At 52.8% G+C, this 15,006-nt stretch carries 15 protein-coding genes and 2 pseudogenes; 13 read left to right on the plus strand and 4 right to left on the minus strand.

The features are described 5' to 3' along the window. Positions 1-90: 90 nt before the first annotated feature. Both Q0816_RS26085 and Q0816_RS16725 read left to right on the plus strand, forming a co-directional pair. Positions 91-261: pseudogene (locus tag Q0816_RS26085) on the plus strand (LysR family transcriptional regulator); the annotation flags it as partial. Positions 262-324: 63 nt separating this feature from the next. Next, positions 325-987, plus strand: coding sequence for a substrate binding domain-containing protein (locus Q0816_RS16725; RefSeq protein ID WP_298852655.1), 663 nt, complete (start codon positions 325-327; stop codon positions 985-987). 250 nt (positions 988-1,237) lie between these two features. On the opposite strand, the gene Q0816_RS16730 is transcribed toward Q0816_RS16725, so the two are convergent. After that, positions 1,238-1,363 (minus strand): hypothetical protein, encoded by a 126-nt coding sequence (locus tag Q0816_RS16730; RefSeq protein ID WP_298852657.1) that lies wholly within the window; start codon positions 1,361-1,363, stop codon positions 1,238-1,240. Between the two features lie 53 nt (positions 1,364-1,416). Here Q0816_RS16730 and Q0816_RS16735 point away from each other — a divergent pair. Further along, positions 1,417-1,620: pseudogene (locus Q0816_RS16735) on the plus strand (ATP-binding protein); the annotation flags it as partial. A 48-nt stretch (positions 1,621-1,668) separates the two neighbouring features. On the opposite strand, the gene Q0816_RS16740 reads toward Q0816_RS16735, so the two are convergent. Both Q0816_RS16740 and Q0816_RS16745 read right to left on the minus strand, forming a co-directional pair. Continuing rightward, the gene (locus Q0816_RS16740) at positions 1,669-2,352 is read right to left on the minus strand and encodes an IS6 family transposase (RefSeq protein WP_298852660.1); all 684 of its coding nucleotides are present in this window, start codon (positions 2,350-2,352) and stop codon (positions 1,669-1,671) included. A gap of 242 nt (positions 2,353-2,594) precedes the next feature. Then, positions 2,595-3,761 carry a MalY/PatB family protein gene (locus Q0816_RS16745; protein WP_298852663.1) on the minus strand — a complete coding sequence of 389 codons (1,167 nt, stop codon included), beginning with the start codon at positions 3,759-3,761 and terminating at the stop codon, positions 2,595-2,597. Positions 3,762-4,203: 442 nt separating this feature from the next. Between Q0816_RS16745 and Q0816_RS16750 the strand changes: the two genes are divergently transcribed. The 5 genes from Q0816_RS16750 to Q0816_RS16770 all read left to right on the plus strand — a co-directional run bounded on the left by Q0816_RS16750 (position 4,204) and on the right by Q0816_RS16770 (position 9,051). Beyond that, positions 4,204-5,136 (plus strand): dihydrodipicolinate synthase family protein, encoded by a 933-nt coding sequence (locus tag Q0816_RS16750; RefSeq protein WP_298852666.1) that lies wholly within the window; start codon positions 4,204-4,206, stop codon positions 5,134-5,136. A gap of 46 nt (positions 5,137-5,182) precedes the next feature. Further along, positions 5,183-6,004 carry a transporter substrate-binding domain-containing protein gene (locus tag Q0816_RS16755; protein ID WP_298852668.1) on the plus strand — a complete coding sequence of 274 codons (822 nt, stop codon included), beginning with the start codon at positions 5,183-5,185 and terminating at the stop codon, positions 6,002-6,004. A 60-nt stretch (positions 6,005-6,064) separates the two neighbouring features. Continuing rightward, positions 6,065-7,036 (plus strand): amino acid ABC transporter permease, encoded by a 972-nt coding sequence (locus Q0816_RS16760; RefSeq protein WP_298852670.1) that lies wholly within the window; start codon positions 6,065-6,067, stop codon positions 7,034-7,036. 12 nt (positions 7,037-7,048) lie between these two features. Continuing rightward, on the plus strand, positions 7,049-7,789 hold the full coding sequence (locus tag Q0816_RS16765; protein ID WP_298852672.1) for an amino acid ABC transporter ATP-binding protein: 741 nt from the start codon (positions 7,049-7,051) through the stop codon (positions 7,787-7,789). 332 nt (positions 7,790-8,121) lie between these two features. Beyond that, positions 8,122-9,051, plus strand: a complete 930-nt coding sequence (locus Q0816_RS16770; protein ID WP_298852674.1) for a LysR family transcriptional regulator — start codon at positions 8,122-8,124, stop codon at positions 9,049-9,051. Here the strand turns inward: Q0816_RS16770 and Q0816_RS16775 are convergent. Then, the gene (locus tag Q0816_RS16775) at positions 8,996-9,958 is read right to left on the minus strand and encodes a LysR substrate-binding domain-containing protein (protein WP_298852678.1); all 963 of its coding nucleotides are present in this window, start codon (positions 9,956-9,958) and stop codon (positions 8,996-8,998) included. The two genes, Q0816_RS16770 and Q0816_RS16775, sit on opposite strands and share 56 nt — an antisense overlap. A gap of 260 nt (positions 9,959-10,218) precedes the next feature. On the opposite strand from Q0816_RS16775, the gene Q0816_RS16780 reads away from it, so the two are divergent. Genes Q0816_RS16780 through Q0816_RS16800 form a run of 5 tightly spaced genes read left to right on the plus strand, consistent with a single transcriptional unit; the run spans position 10,219 to position 15,004 of the window. Continuing rightward, complete coding sequence (locus Q0816_RS16780) at positions 10,219-11,454, plus strand: pyridoxal phosphate-dependent aminotransferase (RefSeq protein WP_298852681.1); 1,236 nt, start codon at positions 10,219-10,221, stop codon at positions 11,452-11,454. A gap of 9 nt (positions 11,455-11,463) precedes the next feature. Next, entirely contained in the window at positions 11,464-12,255 is a 792-nt protein-coding gene (locus tag Q0816_RS16785) for a fumarylacetoacetate hydrolase family protein (protein WP_298852683.1), read from the plus strand. 3 nt (positions 12,256-12,258) lie between these two features. Then, positions 12,259-13,197: an acetaldehyde dehydrogenase (acetylating) gene (locus Q0816_RS16790; RefSeq protein ID WP_298852685.1), complete on the plus strand. Its 939-nt coding sequence runs from the start codon at positions 12,259-12,261 to the stop codon at positions 13,195-13,197. Continuing rightward, positions 13,194-14,240 carry a 4-hydroxy-2-oxovalerate aldolase gene (gene dmpG, locus Q0816_RS16795; RefSeq protein WP_298852686.1) on the plus strand — a complete coding sequence of 349 codons (1,047 nt, stop codon included), beginning with the start codon at positions 13,194-13,196 and terminating at the stop codon, positions 14,238-14,240. Before Q0816_RS16790 ends, dmpG begins: the two co-directional genes overlap by 4 nt. Then, positions 14,237-15,004 carry a fumarylacetoacetate hydrolase family protein gene (locus Q0816_RS16800; RefSeq protein ID WP_298852687.1) on the plus strand — a complete coding sequence of 256 codons (768 nt, stop codon included), beginning with the start codon at positions 14,237-14,239 and terminating at the stop codon, positions 15,002-15,004. The genes dmpG and Q0816_RS16800 overlap by 4 nt, the downstream gene beginning before the upstream one ends. Positions 15,005-15,006 lie beyond the last annotated feature (2 nt).

The following is a 15,006-nucleotide window of genomic DNA, read 5'->3' on the forward strand; positions in this document are numbered from 1 at the left end:
ACGCAGAGTTGTTCGCAAAACTTATTCAATCATGGGCGGGATCATTCGAATAGTCTTGATTCATGAAAACTTTGTTCGATAATTTGAACAATGAGCTTTGATGATTTGAACATTTTCCGACAGGTCGCAGCTGATGGATCTTTCACAAAAGCTGCAGGCAATCTTGGGCGGCCAAAGTCGAGCATCAGCACAGCGGTGTCTCGGTTGGAGGCACATCTGGGGCTTCGGCTGCTTGAGCGTTCAACCCGGCGCATCAGGCTGACCGACGCAGGAGTGCATCTTTACAATGACAGCGGAGAGCATCTGGATGCCCTGCAGGACCTGATGCTGTCCGCGCAAACGCAAGGCAGATCCATTTCCGGCACGCTGCAGCTAGCCGCTCCTTATGAGTTTGGGGCACATCATCTGTCTTCGGTTGCCGCACACCTGATGGCCGTATACCCCGAATTGCGGATTATTCTGGATATCAAATATGGATTGGTCGATTTTTATGACACCAACTACGACATCGTGTTCTCGATGACAGATCGGGAGTTACCCAATTCCACTATCGTCGTGAAACGCGTATTTGAATTGGATCGATGGATATTCGCCTCACAGAAATTTCTTCGCCATTACGCAGAACCAAGAACGCCCGAGGATCTGACGGGACTTCCACTTTTATGTGGGGTGGACGAAAAAACCTGGCGGTTTACACCAGCAAATGGTGAAGGTGAACCGCTGGATATTGATGTTGGTCAGCCACGCCTGATTAGTGCTAATGCCGATTTTCGCAAACGCGCAGCCGTGGAAAGTGTCGGGATATTTCGGGTAACATCGACGTTTTGCAAGAACGAAGTCGATGCCGGGCTTTTGAAACGCATTCTTGCTGACTACGAATGTCAGCCACTAAAAGTCTTTGCGCTGATGCCGACCCGACGCTTAACGCTGCCAAGAGTTCGCCTTTTCTTGGATACATTTGCCTCGTACAAATACGCCGATAGGTAACATTATTTGGTACTCTGAACGCAGCGATCCGCGGCACCGCAATAAAGCAACCATCTGGATTTTTGCAGCATCCGTTACTATGGGCTCGCTCGACGCATTCTCTGCGCTAAGCGTGAAGGACCGCTATGCCCTTAGACCAGATGAGCGTTTTTGTGGCGGGCGTGGTGTCCGCGTTTTTCTCGGCGAACTTGGATCGTTCGGCGAAGGAAATACAATTGAACACGACGTTGTATATGGGTTTCGACTGAACTTATCGAACGACGCAATCTTCCAAGACACCTGCTTCGGTCACAATGAGGTCCATCGCGATGTCATGTGGTTGCGGATAGATCGTCGGCAGCTTGGCTGTCGCATAGCCAATGCCAATCTTGAACAAGGCCGGGTCCAGCACCGCTAACGTGCGATCAAAATAGCCCCCGCCATACCCCAATCGCCTATCACACCAAGGTGGCGCGCTTCCCCTCTTACAAAGACCTCGCAGGCTTCGACTTCAAATCCAGCGAGATCAACGAGGCCACTGTCCGGCAATTGCACCGCGGAGAGTTCATGGAAAATGCAGAGAACGTTGTCCTGATCGGCGGCCCCGGTTCTGGCAAGAGCCACATCGCGACAGTCATCGGCGTTCAGGGGATGTGTCGCAAACATTTAGAACAGCCAGCGCCAGCGACCTACCGGACACACCTATCCTGCGATCTCGGCAAATAGCCGAAAGCCCGACGTGGTAGTGCTGGGGAATTGCTGCTTGCGGATCATGTTGGCGACCTCAATGCCGTCCAATGTCGCCGACGCGGATCTGAACGACTTGAACCCGCACATGTGCCGCACGCGTCGCTTGATGAATCTGTGATCCTGCTCAATCAGGTTGTTGAGATATTTGGACCTGATCGTTTGTACTTTGGCTGGGCAGCCGAACCGCTTCAGGATCCTTTTCACTTCTCGAATGCCAGCTGCATTTGCGCCGCTTTTGTCCATGACGATTTTGTTTGGGATCCCGTTTGACGACAGTGCTTTGGCAAAGAACCTAGTAGCTGCTGGACGATTTCGTCGCTCAGACAGCATGAAATCAAGGGTCTTGCCGTGTTTGTCGACTGCTCGATAGAGATACATCCACTTCCCGCGAACACGAATATAGGTCTCATCCATACGCCATGAACTCTGCGTTGGGCGCTTCTTCGATTGCGCGCGAGCTGCGACGATCGGCGAGAACTTCACAACCCACCTATTCAATGTGGCGTGGTCAACTCGCACACCGCGCTCAGCCATGATCTCTTCCAAATCGCGATAAGAAACCGTGTACCGCAGGTAGAAGTAAACGGCGTACAAAACCGCATCCTTGGGAAAATGGCAGCCTTTCAAGGAAATCATGCTGAAACCTGTTGGAGAACAATGCGCGGACACCAAAAGTCGAAATCTATACGCTCGTCAATCCAGGTCAAAAGTTTGCGACACATCCGGCAACTGTCATTGTCGAAATGGACCGAGGGAGGGACACGGCCGAAGGAGGCAAAGGCGTGAACATGGCCATCCATCCATGCCCCGGCTGTAGCAATAAGTCTGCAATGGAGCTACGAAATATTAGCATCGACGTCACATTTTCAGGAAGCAAACTAGCTGCGCAAAGCAAAGTTGAGGCGCTCTATCGCCTCGTTAACCTGAGAGCGTGGCATGCCGACGTTAAAACGCATAAAGTTCTCACCACCCGGGCCGAATGTGCGGCCTGCATTCGCCGCAATCTCTGCCTTGCGGAAAACCCTGTCTTCGACCTCCTTGATTGACAATCCGGTTCCGGCGAAATCGATCCAGCACAGATAAGTAGATTGGGCAGGCATCGCCTGTACACCGGGAATGGAATTCACGCCGGACTCAAACATAGCCTTATTCACGTCAAGATAGCTGACTAATTCATCAACCCATTTCGCTCCATTCGGACTATATGCCGCCGTTGTTGCTCTAACGCTCACGCTGTTCGACCCAATTGCCAGTGCAGCCACTCGGTTATTGAAGCGTGCGCGCAGCGTCTCATCCGGGATGATGACTTGACCCGTATGCAATCCGGCAATGTTGAAGGTTTTTGACGCGGAGGAGAGAACGATGATGCGATCAATTGCGTCAGGCGCCGCGACGGGAAGGGGAGTGTGCTTGTTACCTGAGTAAACGAGATCTTGATGAATCTCGTCCGAGATCAGAAGTAAGTCGTTTCTTTCGCAAAATCTTGCAACGCTGCGAAGCTCTTCTGGGTGCCATACACGTCCCGAAGGATTATGAGGAGAGCAGAGAATGGCGGCCTTTTCTTTGCCGGTCAGGAACTGATCGTAGTTGTCGCAATCCATCCTGTAAGTATCACCCACCCTGACCAACGGACACTGGGTTATTTGGCGGTCGGCCGACCGAATGGTCTTTTCGAACGCATGATACACCGGGTTGAAGAGTATGACATGATCGCCCGGCTGCGTGAAGGTATCGAGAATAAGCGCTATCGCGTTGCACAGACCGTTGGTCGTCTGAATCCACTCAGGTCGAATTGCCCATCCGTGTCGGCTGTGCATCCACCAGCAGATTGCTTCGAGATAACCTGTGCTATTGCTCATATATCCAAAAATGCCATGATCAACGGCTTTACTAAGTACTGTCTGAACGCAGCGCGGTGAACGGAAGTCCATGTCCGCAACCCACATTGCGATGCCGGTATCCGGAGAGATACCGTATACCGCCTTCATGTCGTCCCATTTATTTGAAAAAGTATTGCGCCTATCGACAACCTGATCAAAATCCATCTACCTCACCAATCTTATCTGCTGATATTTCATAGCTTGTGCATAGGAATTTTTCTCAGGAAGAAATCGATTTTCAACGGAATTGCAACCCAAACCATGTGACAGAAAGCAATGAAACCACTTGTCTTCAAACGGGTTTGTTAGGCGTAATCAACCGCACGGACTTTTGGGGGATGTTTCGGCTGCTGTGTATTTCTCTCTGTCTGATTGAATATATCGCATTGATAAATAACTATTTTAAAATTTTTTCTTCACGATCCTATCTCCAATAACTGGAAAGGGGTAGAACGCGTTCTGCGATGTGTTCGATGCAAAGACCGAGCTTTTTCCATTGATAGAAGTCATGCATCGTGAAGATTAGTTGTTTGCCTGTCCAGTGAGCTTTGTTGGAGTTTGCACGGAGGTGTTAATCCGCACCCTCCACTGCAAACGGAGTAAAAAATTGTCGGTTTCGTCTGAACTATATCGAGGTGTCTTTCCCATCTTGCCTACGCCGTTCACCAGCAGCGGTGCAGTGGATGTTGAAAGCCAAGCCAGATTGATCCGGCACCACAACAACACCGGGGTGCATGGCGTATGCGTTTTGGGGTTCATGGGTGAAGCCCACAATATATCCGATGCGGAACGCAAAGAGATTTTGTCTGCCACGCGAGACAACAAGAGTAAGGAGCTTGTCCTCTGGTCGGGCATTCGAGCGCTTGGAACGATTGGCGCAGTGCAGCAGGCCCAGGAAGCCGAGGCCTATGGAATTGATGCAGTCTATGTCGCTCCGCTGCCAGTCCAAAATGACGAGGCGCAATATCAGCACTACAAGAGTGTATCAGAAGCTGTATCTATTCCTGTCGCCATACACGACTATCCCGGAATCTTCGGGGGGATCAAACATTCACCCGAATTGATCAAGCGATTGGTCGACGACGAAATCACACCCTACATTAAACTGGAAGATGAGCCAGTCGGTCCGAAGACTTCGAAGTTGCGTTGTCTTGTTGGCGACAGGATCGGCATTTTCGGCGGCTTAGGCGCAGTTTACATGGCCGAGGAAATGGAGCGCGGTGCCAATGGGATCATGTCCGGCTTCTCGTTTCCTGAGGTTCTAATAAGGATATTCAACCTGTTTGAGAGCGGCAACCATGATGAAGCGAACAGGGTTTTTGATACCTATGCTTCGGTTTTTCGCTACGAGTTCCAACCCGGTTTGGGACTGTCGTTCCGCAAGCATGTTTACAACAAGATGGGCATAATCACGTCGGATTTCATCCGGTCACCATCGCCCGTCGCCGATAATTTCACTTTAGCGGAATACGAACGTGTTCTGGCGCGCACTGGCCTGCACCTGAACGTCGCTGAATTGGATGCGCAAGAACCTGGGTAATCCAAACAAGAGATCACAAAGTAGCAATCAACAAAGGGAGAACTCCATGATTACGAAACGCTACCTTATGGGCGCCGCCGCTGCATCGCTGATGGCAATTGCGGGATCGGCCTTCGCTGGTGAAGCCTTGGACCGAGTTATGTCGAACAACGTGCTGAAAGTGGCAACTGACGCAAACTGGCCGCCGCAAAGCTTCGTTAACGAAAACAACGAAATGGATGGGTTTGACGTGGACGTTGCCCGTGCAATTGCCGAACGTCTTGGTGTGGGCATCGAATTTGTCACGCCTGACTGGGGTGTGATCACCGCAGGTCGCTGGAATGGGCGCTGGGATATTTCCGTAGGCTCTATGACCCCGACCAAGGAACGTGCCACGGTCCTGGATTTCCCGGCCGTCTACTACTATACGCCCAATTCACTTGGAGTTCATGAAGATAGTACGGCGACGACGCCATCCGATCTGAGCGGCAAAGTTGTGGGCGCGACGGAAGCCACGACCTATTACTACTACCTAGATCACAGCCTCGTCATTGATGGTCAGGATATTAATTTCCAAATCGATCCGGGTGAAATCCGTTCTTATCCGAGTACCGCTCCTGGTCTTGACGACCTTCGCCTAGGTGACGGTGTTCGCTTGGACGGGATCATTGCTGGCTTCCCGCCGCTGGTGAAGGCGATCGAAGACGGTTACCCGATTAAGATCGTTGGTGATCCACTGTTTTATGAACCGCTGACCGTCGCTATCGACAGAGGCGATAAGGAATTCAACGACAAGCTGGCTGAGATTATCGAGGCGATGCATGAGGATGGGACTCTCACCGAAATCTCGCTGAAGTGGTTCAACCACGATTTCACCAAAGGCTACTAAGACAATTGTGACCAGCCCGGTGTTCAATCGGGCTGGATGGCCTCAATAGGAGTTGCCAGGATGCTGTACGCGGATACGGTGGAGAGCGAAACGCTAGTCCACAAGCCCAGTTTTGTAGTTGGAATGCTGTTGATATTTACGGCGCTTTTCACACTATTTGATCTGACAGAGTCTTTATTCGGCCACTTAATGCGTCCGGTGATCGGTGAGCCATCAGAAGCGGGCTTTTTGGGCAGCTTGTCAGTAGGGTTCTTAGTTGGTTTGTTACTCACAATCAACGTCGTAGCCATCGGGTTTGTACGGTTTCGCATACAGGTCCTGATCGTTTGGGCTGAATTGTTCATCCTCTTTATGGCGTTCTTTTACGGCTTTGACTTAAATTTTGAATTTATTCGGTCGAAGATATGGTTCATGGTTTCGCAGGGCCTAGTTACGACGCTGTATGTTTCGGCGCTCTCAATCACTTTGGCCGCCATGGTTGCAATAGTTGGCGCGGTAGCAAAGCTATCGTCGAATGGATTTGCCTACGCGATTGCCAGCTTTTACACGTCATTCTTTCGCGGGCTTCCTTTGCTGATGCAGGTTTACCTGATCTATCTTGGTCTGCCGCAGCTGGGATACGTCATCGATGCAATTCCTGCTGGCATCCTGGCGCTGACACTCTGCTACGGCGCTTACATGACCGAGATTTTCCGCGCTGGGATTCAGTCCATTCCCAAAGGGCAGTGGGAGGCCTCGCGCTCTCTCGGGTTTGGTTTTGGTCTAACGATGAAGCGGATCATTCTACCTCAGGCGTTCCCTCTTATTATTCCACCCACCGGAAACCAGTTTATCGCTATGCTGAAGGATAGTTCGCTGGTGTCAATCATCGGTGTTTGGGAATTGATGTTCCTCGCTCGCACGCTCGGCTCAAAAGACTACCGTCACTTGGAAATGCTGGTTACGGCCGCGCTGATCTACTGGGCGATGTCGATTTGTCTTGAGTTGATTCAGAGCAAGATCGAACGCCATTTTCGTACCAAGAGCCATTAAAGGAGCTGATTTATGGCCGAACCAATTATAAAAATGACCGGTGTCAGCAAGTGGTATGGTACGTTCCAAGCTCTGACAGACATCAACTTCTCGGTGAATCAAGGCGACAAGATTGTAGTTTGCGGTCCATCCGGGTCGGGTAAATCCACCATGATTCGTACGCTGAACTGGCTCGAAGCACACCAAGTGGGCAAGATCGAGGTGAACGGCGTCGAATTGCACGCCAAGATGAAAAATATCGATCAAGTGCGGATGGATGTCGGGATGGTATTTCAGCACTTCAACCTGTTCCCCCATATGACAGTTCTGGAAAACCTGATGGCCGCACCTATGTGGGTGCGTAAGGTAAATCGGTCGGATGCCGAAAAGACTGCGCGCACCTTCCTTGAGCGCGTACGTATCCCTGAACAGGCAGACAAATATCCTGGGCAACTTTCCGGCGGACAGCAACAGCGGGTCGCCATTGCGAGATCGCTCTGCATGAATCCGAAGGTTATGTTGTTTGACGAACCAACATCGGCACTCGACCCGGAAATGGTAAGCGAAGTGCTGGAAACGATGATTCATCTGGCCCGAGAGGGTATGACAATGGTCTGCGTAACCCACGAAATGGGTTTTGCCAAAGCGGTCGCAGACCGGGTCGTGTTCATGGATGCGGGTCAAATTGTTGAGGAAAACGACCCCCATAGCTTTTTCGACAATCCGCAACATATGCGCACCCAAGAATTCCTGAGCCAGATTTTGCAACACTGAAAATCAGCTCTCTCCCGGCTGATCTTGGGTTTCTTCGAATTTAATTCGGAAAGGCTCAAGTTCGGTCTGGTCCTGCAAGTTTTGGTCCACATGGGCTGACACCAATACAGCCAACGCTTCCTCGATCTGTTGAACAATCAGGCTTTTGGAAACGATTCTTCCTTTCTGGAAGTGGCGGTATCGGAGAAGCCTAGTGTAAATGTCGTTTAGCTCAGGGACAAATTCTGAATCCTACCCCGCTTTTACGATGTCAAATCTTGTAGTTCGTCGTCAAACCGTTACGCTGGAAATGGTGGTCCCGTCAGCGTGGCCTGGCGTCAGAAGATGAGAAAATGAGCGAGTTACCCTCCCTGCGTGCTCTTGTTGTGTTCGAGGAAGTCTGCCGAACGGGCAGCTTTTCACGCGCCGCACAGGAATTGGGGGTTACCCAAAGCGCTGTTAGTCGCCAGATTATGCGGCTCGAAGAATTTCTGAACGTTCGGCTTTTCCTCAGGGACGGGCGCAAGATCAGACTGGCGAGTTATGCCGCAGAGTTCGCGGCTCTTGTGGAAGAAGGGCTGAGTGAGTTGCGATTTGCTTCGCGAGAGACAGCACTTACCAATGGTCAGAAGCAGTTTGTGCTACGCCTTCCGTTAACGTTACAAATGTCCTGGCTTACAAATGCGCTGCCAGAGTTCTTGCAAGCACATACTGATACGTCCATTGCCACGGTCTACGGAGTCCGATCCGGCACAAAGGCAGACGATCAGATTGATGCAGAAGTCACGTTGAGCGCGGACCAACGGCCCGGTTACCGGAGCGAACTGTTATTCGAAGAGGCATGTTTGGTAGTTGGCGCGCCAGATCTGCTGGCGAACAAGCCTGCTAACCCGGATAAAGGTTTTTGCGGACACACTTTGATCGAACCTCACCTTTCGGCGCAATCCGACACTGGTTTTTTGGGCTGGGACGAACTGGCACGAGCCGCTGGTTTGACACTGGATCACACGACCAGTTACCTACGCGTTCCCGATGAGTCGGTGCTTGCAGCCGCACGCAAAGGCGTCGGCCTTGCATTCCTTCCATCCCATACAGTGCACGAAGATATTGACAAAGGACGACTCCTTCCCGTCGACGGATTATTGGCTGAAACTTCTCGTGGTTATTACTTTTGCTACTCCAAAACTAAGTTGGATTTTGCCCTGTTTCGCAACTTGCGATCCTGGATCATTCGCGAGTCAAAAAAGGCTGCAGCTTTTGATGTTTTGAAAGTTGATTCTTGATTGACACCACGAGCGTGGCCGATTCAGCCAATGACCAGTTCCGAAAACGGGTTACGTAATCGAAATCGAGCCTGTCCCGTGGATGAACAAGATAGTACCCACGCCCGGTTTTAAACATACCGCCCCACGCACAGACGAGTTCGCCAGTGCGTAATTCCCTCTGGATCAGAAAAACAGGTAGTATTGCAATACCCATTCCCTGAACCGCAGCGCGCACTACCGAACCGAAAGCTTCGAATTCGATGACCTTGTTTTTGGGAGTGGGGATTGACCTTCCCTGAAACTGATCCAGAAAACCCAGGCCGACGACCTCGGTCACCAGCAAAGGAATGTTTGCAAGATCTGTTTCCGAAGCGACCTGATACTTTTTCAGGATTTGGGGGCTACAGACAACCATCACTTCTTCGGGAAACAACAGCTCGGAATGGGCATCGGGCCAGTCGCCGTAACCCGCGTGGACTGCGACGTCGTATCCGGTTGTTCGAAAGTTGAAGGGTTTGGTTTCTACACTGAGGCTGATCGTGATATCGTCGTTAGCTTCGAGAAAGCGCGCAAGGTTAGGCACCAACCACCGGCTGGAGACCGTTGGCAGTACCGCTACCCTAATATTCTTTTTCTCATTTTTTGTGTCTAGGGACATAATAGCTTCGCGAAGAAGTCGCATCGCCGCCATGGATTTTTCGTGATAGGCGGTTGCGGCATCGGTAGGACGCAGGTTGCGTCCGTGTCGTTTAAAAAGCAGAACATCCAATCCCTCTTCCAGTGTTTTGATATGCCAACTCACCGTCGCCTGAGTTATGTCAAGCTCCTTAGCGGCGTGGGTATAGCTTCCTAGACGCATGACTGCATCGAATGCGAAGATCGCTTCGCGCGTAGGTAAGAAGTCACGGTTTCGACTTGTCGTCACGCCAAGGCATCCCAAAAGAAATGTTGAGGAACCGTATCAATCGAAAGCATCGTGATCAATGAGGCAAAGCGAGAACTGGTGAGTAAAAGAGCATAATTACTATGTAAAACAATAAATAAGTAGGATTTGTGTCTTTGAATCCACTCATGATACGACGCGATATACATAGATATTTATCATAAAGCTTACGTGGAACTCATTGGCCTCTCCTGCGTGACCAGAATAACTTCGGGGCACTCAAGAAGTGAAAAGGACGTCTTATGCAAATTGCCGGTCAGGGTGAAATCGAGGAGAAAGTCTTTGAGCCTAATGCGGTCTTTGCAAAGACCGGTGTGTCACCGATCATGGCGCTCGGCGAACTGGCACGCAAGATGAAGAAGGAGGGCCATGACGTTATCCTGCTCGGTGCCGGAGAGCCTGACTTCGACACGCCTCAGAATGTCAAGGAAGCCGGGATCGCGGCAATTCAGAACGGCATCACGAAATATACTCCAGTTCACGGCATACCCGAGGCCAAAGCTGCGGTCCGGCGCAAGTTTGAACGCGACCAGAAGATCATTTACAGCGACGATGAAATTGCAATTTCCACTGGTGCTAAGCAGCTTCTCTTCAATTCGCTGGTGGTTTCACTCAATGCCGGAGATGAGGTTGTCATTCCTTCTCCTGTTTGGAGCTCATATCCGGCAATCGTAAAAATCGCCGGCGGCACGCCTGTCATGGTGCATGCTTCAGCGGCAAATGGGTTCAAAGTTACCGCTGCTGAGCTTGAAGCGGCGATTTCACCGCGCACGCGCTGGCTGATGATCAACAGCCCCAGCAACCCAACCGGCGCTGTCTATTCCCGTGAAGAGCTAGCGGCACTAGCAGACGTACTTCGCCGCCATCCGCAAGTCTGGATCCTGACCGATGAGATTTATGAAAAGATTGTGTTCGACGGAAAGCCTTTTGTGAGCTTTGTGGACGCGGCACCAGACCTCGCTGGCCGGATGTTGGTGGTTAACGGTGTATCCAAGGCACAGGCGATGACCGGCTGGCGGATTGGATATGCCGGAGGCCCTGCCAAACTGATCGCGGCCATGGCGGCCCTTCAAAGCCAGAGCACGACAAGCGCCTGCTCGATTGCACAGGCCGCGACGATAACCGCGCTGGACGACACCGATGAAACGGTTGCGCAGCAATGCCGCGAATATGAGCGCCGCCGGGACTTGGTCGTCAAGGAACTGAACGAGACAAACGTATTGAGCTGTCCCAAATCGGAGGGCGCATTTTATGCCTTCGCCTCCATGGAAGGGCTGGTCGGATGCAAACATGCTGACGGTGTGATCAACAACGACGATGACTTCTGCAAATACATTCTGAACGACGCAAAAGTCGCAATTGTACCGGGGATCATTTTCGGTGCGCCAAACTACTTCAGGATTTCGATTGCCACTTCGTACGAGCTGTTGGCCGAAGCGATGAAAAGGATCAAATCCTCCGTCGCCAAGTTGAACTAGGAAATAGACATGTCTGAAAATGCAGAGATAGCCGAAGCAGCGGAGCTGCTCCGCACAGCGCAGGAAACCCGCAAGGCCTGCGCGCCCATAAGAGACCTGATCGGCGAAACCGACATCGACGCGGCGTACAAAGTTCAGGGCATCAATCATGAACACGCTCTTGCGTCCGGACGGCGGCAGGTTGGCTACAAGATCGGACTAACTGCCAAAGCGGTCCAAAAGCAGCTTGGCGTAGACCAGCCAGACTACGGCGTTCTTTACGCAGATATGATGCTGGGCGACACTTCGGATATTGATACGTCCCAACTGATCGCCCCGAAGGTCGAAGCTGAAATAGCATTTGTTCTGGGCCGTGACATCGCACATGCCGATGTCACGATTACTGAACTGATGGATGCAATTGACCATGCGCTGCCCGCGATCGAGGTCGTGGACAGCCGTGTAAAGGATTGGAACATCCGGATTACCGACACCGTGGCAGACAATGCCGCGGGCGCGCTCTGCGTGCTTGGAACAACGCCACGGAAACTGTCCGAGCTTGACCTGCGGCTATGTGGCATGGCGATGCTGAACAGGGGTGAGCCCATCGCCACCGGCGCCGGGCTGGCCTGTCTTGGGAACCCCCTCAATGCCACACTCTGGCTGGTGCAGAAAATGACTTCACTTGGTCAGAGCCTCCGGGCCGGTGACGTCATTATGTCGGGCGCGCTGGGGCCAATGGCACCAGCAAAATCCGGCGAGACATATGAGGCGAATATCTCTGGCCTCGGTTCGGTTCGTGCCGTCTTTGCAGGGTCTTGAAGAATGGCGCATGCGAAAAAAATCAAGGCGGCCATCATCGGGTCTGGCAATATCGGAACCGATCTGCTGAAAAAAATCCAGCGGTCTGACGGACCGATTGAATGTGTGGCCTTTGTCGGCATTGACCCGGATTCAGATGGTTTGAGAAAGGCCGCTGAAATGGGTGTACCGGTCACCCACGAGGGTGTTGAGGGTCTGCTGCGCATGCCCGAAATGACTGACATCAAAATCGTATTTGATGCGACCTGCGCCGGAGCGCACCGGGCCAATTCAGAGGCGCTTGCGCCCCACGGTGTCTGCATGATGGACCTCACCCCGGCGGCTATCGGCCCATTTGTCGTGCCCGTCGTCAACCTTGATGCGCTGCGGGACGTGTCCAATGTCAACATGGTGACCTGCGGTGGTCAGGCGACCATCCCGATCGTCGCCGCAATCTCGAAAGTTGCCCCCGTCCATTATGGAGAGATCGTCGCTTCGATTTCCAGCCGTTCGGCTGGTCCGGGCACTCGGGCGAATATCGACGAGTTCACCGAAACGACCTCGCGGGCGATTGAGATTGTTGGCGGTGCGAAGAAGGGTAAGGCGATCATCGTCATCAACCCGGCGGAACCGCCACTGATCATGCGTGACACGGTGTTCACGCTGACCGACAATGCCAATCAGGACGAAATTCGCGCTGCGGTCGCGGACATGGTTGCCCAGGTGCAAAGCTATGTTCCGGGATACCGGCTTAAACAGCAAGTTCAGTTCGAAGTCATTGGCGACAATAATCCAGTCAACCTGCCTGAAATCGGACTTAAGAGCGGTCTGAAAACGACGGTGTTTCTGGAGGTCGAAGGCGCCGGTGACTACCTGCCGAACTATGCGGGCAATCTCGATATCATGACAGCTGCGGCGCTCGCCACGGCCGAACGAATTGCAATCAAAAGGCTTCTGGCATGAGCAATGTATCTCAGGAAAGCCGGATCTACGTGCAGGACGTTACCCTGCGCGACGGCATGCATGCGATCCGGCACCAGTATTCGATAGATGACGTGGTTGCGATTGCCTCGGCGCTGGATAGGGCCAGGGTTGACGCAATCGAGGTGTCCCATGGCGACGGGCTGAATGGGACCAGCTTCAACTATGGTTTTGGCCGGAAGTCAGATTTGGAATGGATCGAAGCGGTTGCCGATGTCGTGAACCACGCGAGATTAACCACGTTGCTGTTGCCGGGTATCGGCACCGTCAAGGACCTGGAAGCGGCCCATGCTGCCGGGGTTCGTTCGGTTCGTGTGGCCACGCACTGCACCGAAGCAGACGTTTCAAAACAGCACATCAACCGGGCGCGCGAACTGGGCATGGATGTGTCGGGCTTCCTGATGATGGCGCATATGAACCCACCCGAAAAGCTGGCGCAGCAGGCTTTGCTAATGGAAAGCTACGGCGCGCATTGCGTTTATGTCACCGATTCGGGCGGCGCGCTTTTGCCGGATGATGTGGTGGCGCGGATGAAAGCGTTCCGCGACGTGCTGCAACCGGAAACCGAGATGGGAATCCATGCGCATCATAACCTCGGCATGGGCGTCGCAAATTCGCTGGTTGCTGTGCAGTATGGGGCGAAACGCGTCGATGCCTCACTTGCGGGTATGGGGGCAGGGGCAGGAAATTGCCCTCTGGAAGTCTTTGCGGTGGCCGCCTTGCGCGCCGGCATTGCCCATGGCTGCGATGTCTATGCGCTGATGGATGCCGCGGACGATATTGTGCGCCCGATGCAGGATCGCCCGGTTCAGGTTGACCGCGAAACCCTGTCGCTTGGGTTTGCAGGTGTCTATTCAAGCTTCCTGCGCCATGCCGAGAAAGCCAGCGCGGAATACGGGATCGACACGCGCGACATCCTGATGGAGTTGGGGCGCCGCAAGATGGTCGGTGGCCAGGAAGATATGATCGTTGATGTCGCGCTGGATCTGGCACGCTCGACTAATAAGGAAGGACAGGTAACGTGAGCCAAATCATCGACCTCGCCCGCAGAGTGGACAGAGCCGCGCAGGAGGCGACGGCCATTGCTCAGTTTTCCGAAGCCGCCGGCCTGAGTGTATCCGATGCCTATCTAATCCAGGCCGCCTCGATTGCCGAGCGGCTAAAACGCGGAGAACGCCGCGTCGGGATCAAGATGGGCCTGACCAGTCGCTCCAAGATGGAGCAGGTCGGGGTACATGAGATGATCTGGGGCCGATTGACCAACGACATGTATGTCGAAGACGGCGGCAGCACCTCAATGTCTCGATATGTCCACCCGCGCGCGGAACCGGAAATAGCGTTCATTCTGAAAAAAGATCTGGCTGGCCCGGTGACCACCGCGGAAGCCGCCGCAGCCGTGGAATGCGTCGCGCCGGCAATTGAAATCATCGATTCGCGCTTTGAAAACTTCAAATTCGATCTCTGCGATGTCGTTGCGGACAATTGCTCTTCCTCGGGATATCTGATGGGGCCGGCGCGGGCTATGGATTTTGATATCGGCAACCTCGGCATGGTGCTGTCGATTGACGACCAGCCTGTCGCGGTTGGGTCATCCGCCGCTATTCTTGGCCATCCGCTGCGGTCGCTTGCCGCAGCATCGAAGATGGTCGCACAGTCGGGTGAAACACTGAAGGCGGGTGACATCGTGTTAGCTGGCGCGGCAACTGCCGCTGTCGAGTTAAAAGCAGGAATGACCGTTTCAACCGAGATTCAGCAACTTGGTTCTCTGTCATTCAAAGTGACGGAGTAGGG

The sequence above is a fragment of the uncultured Ruegeria sp. genome (genome assembly GCF_947497005.1).
In the GTDB taxonomy this organism is placed as follows: Bacteria; Pseudomonadota; Alphaproteobacteria; order Rhodobacterales; family Rhodobacteraceae; genus Ruegeria.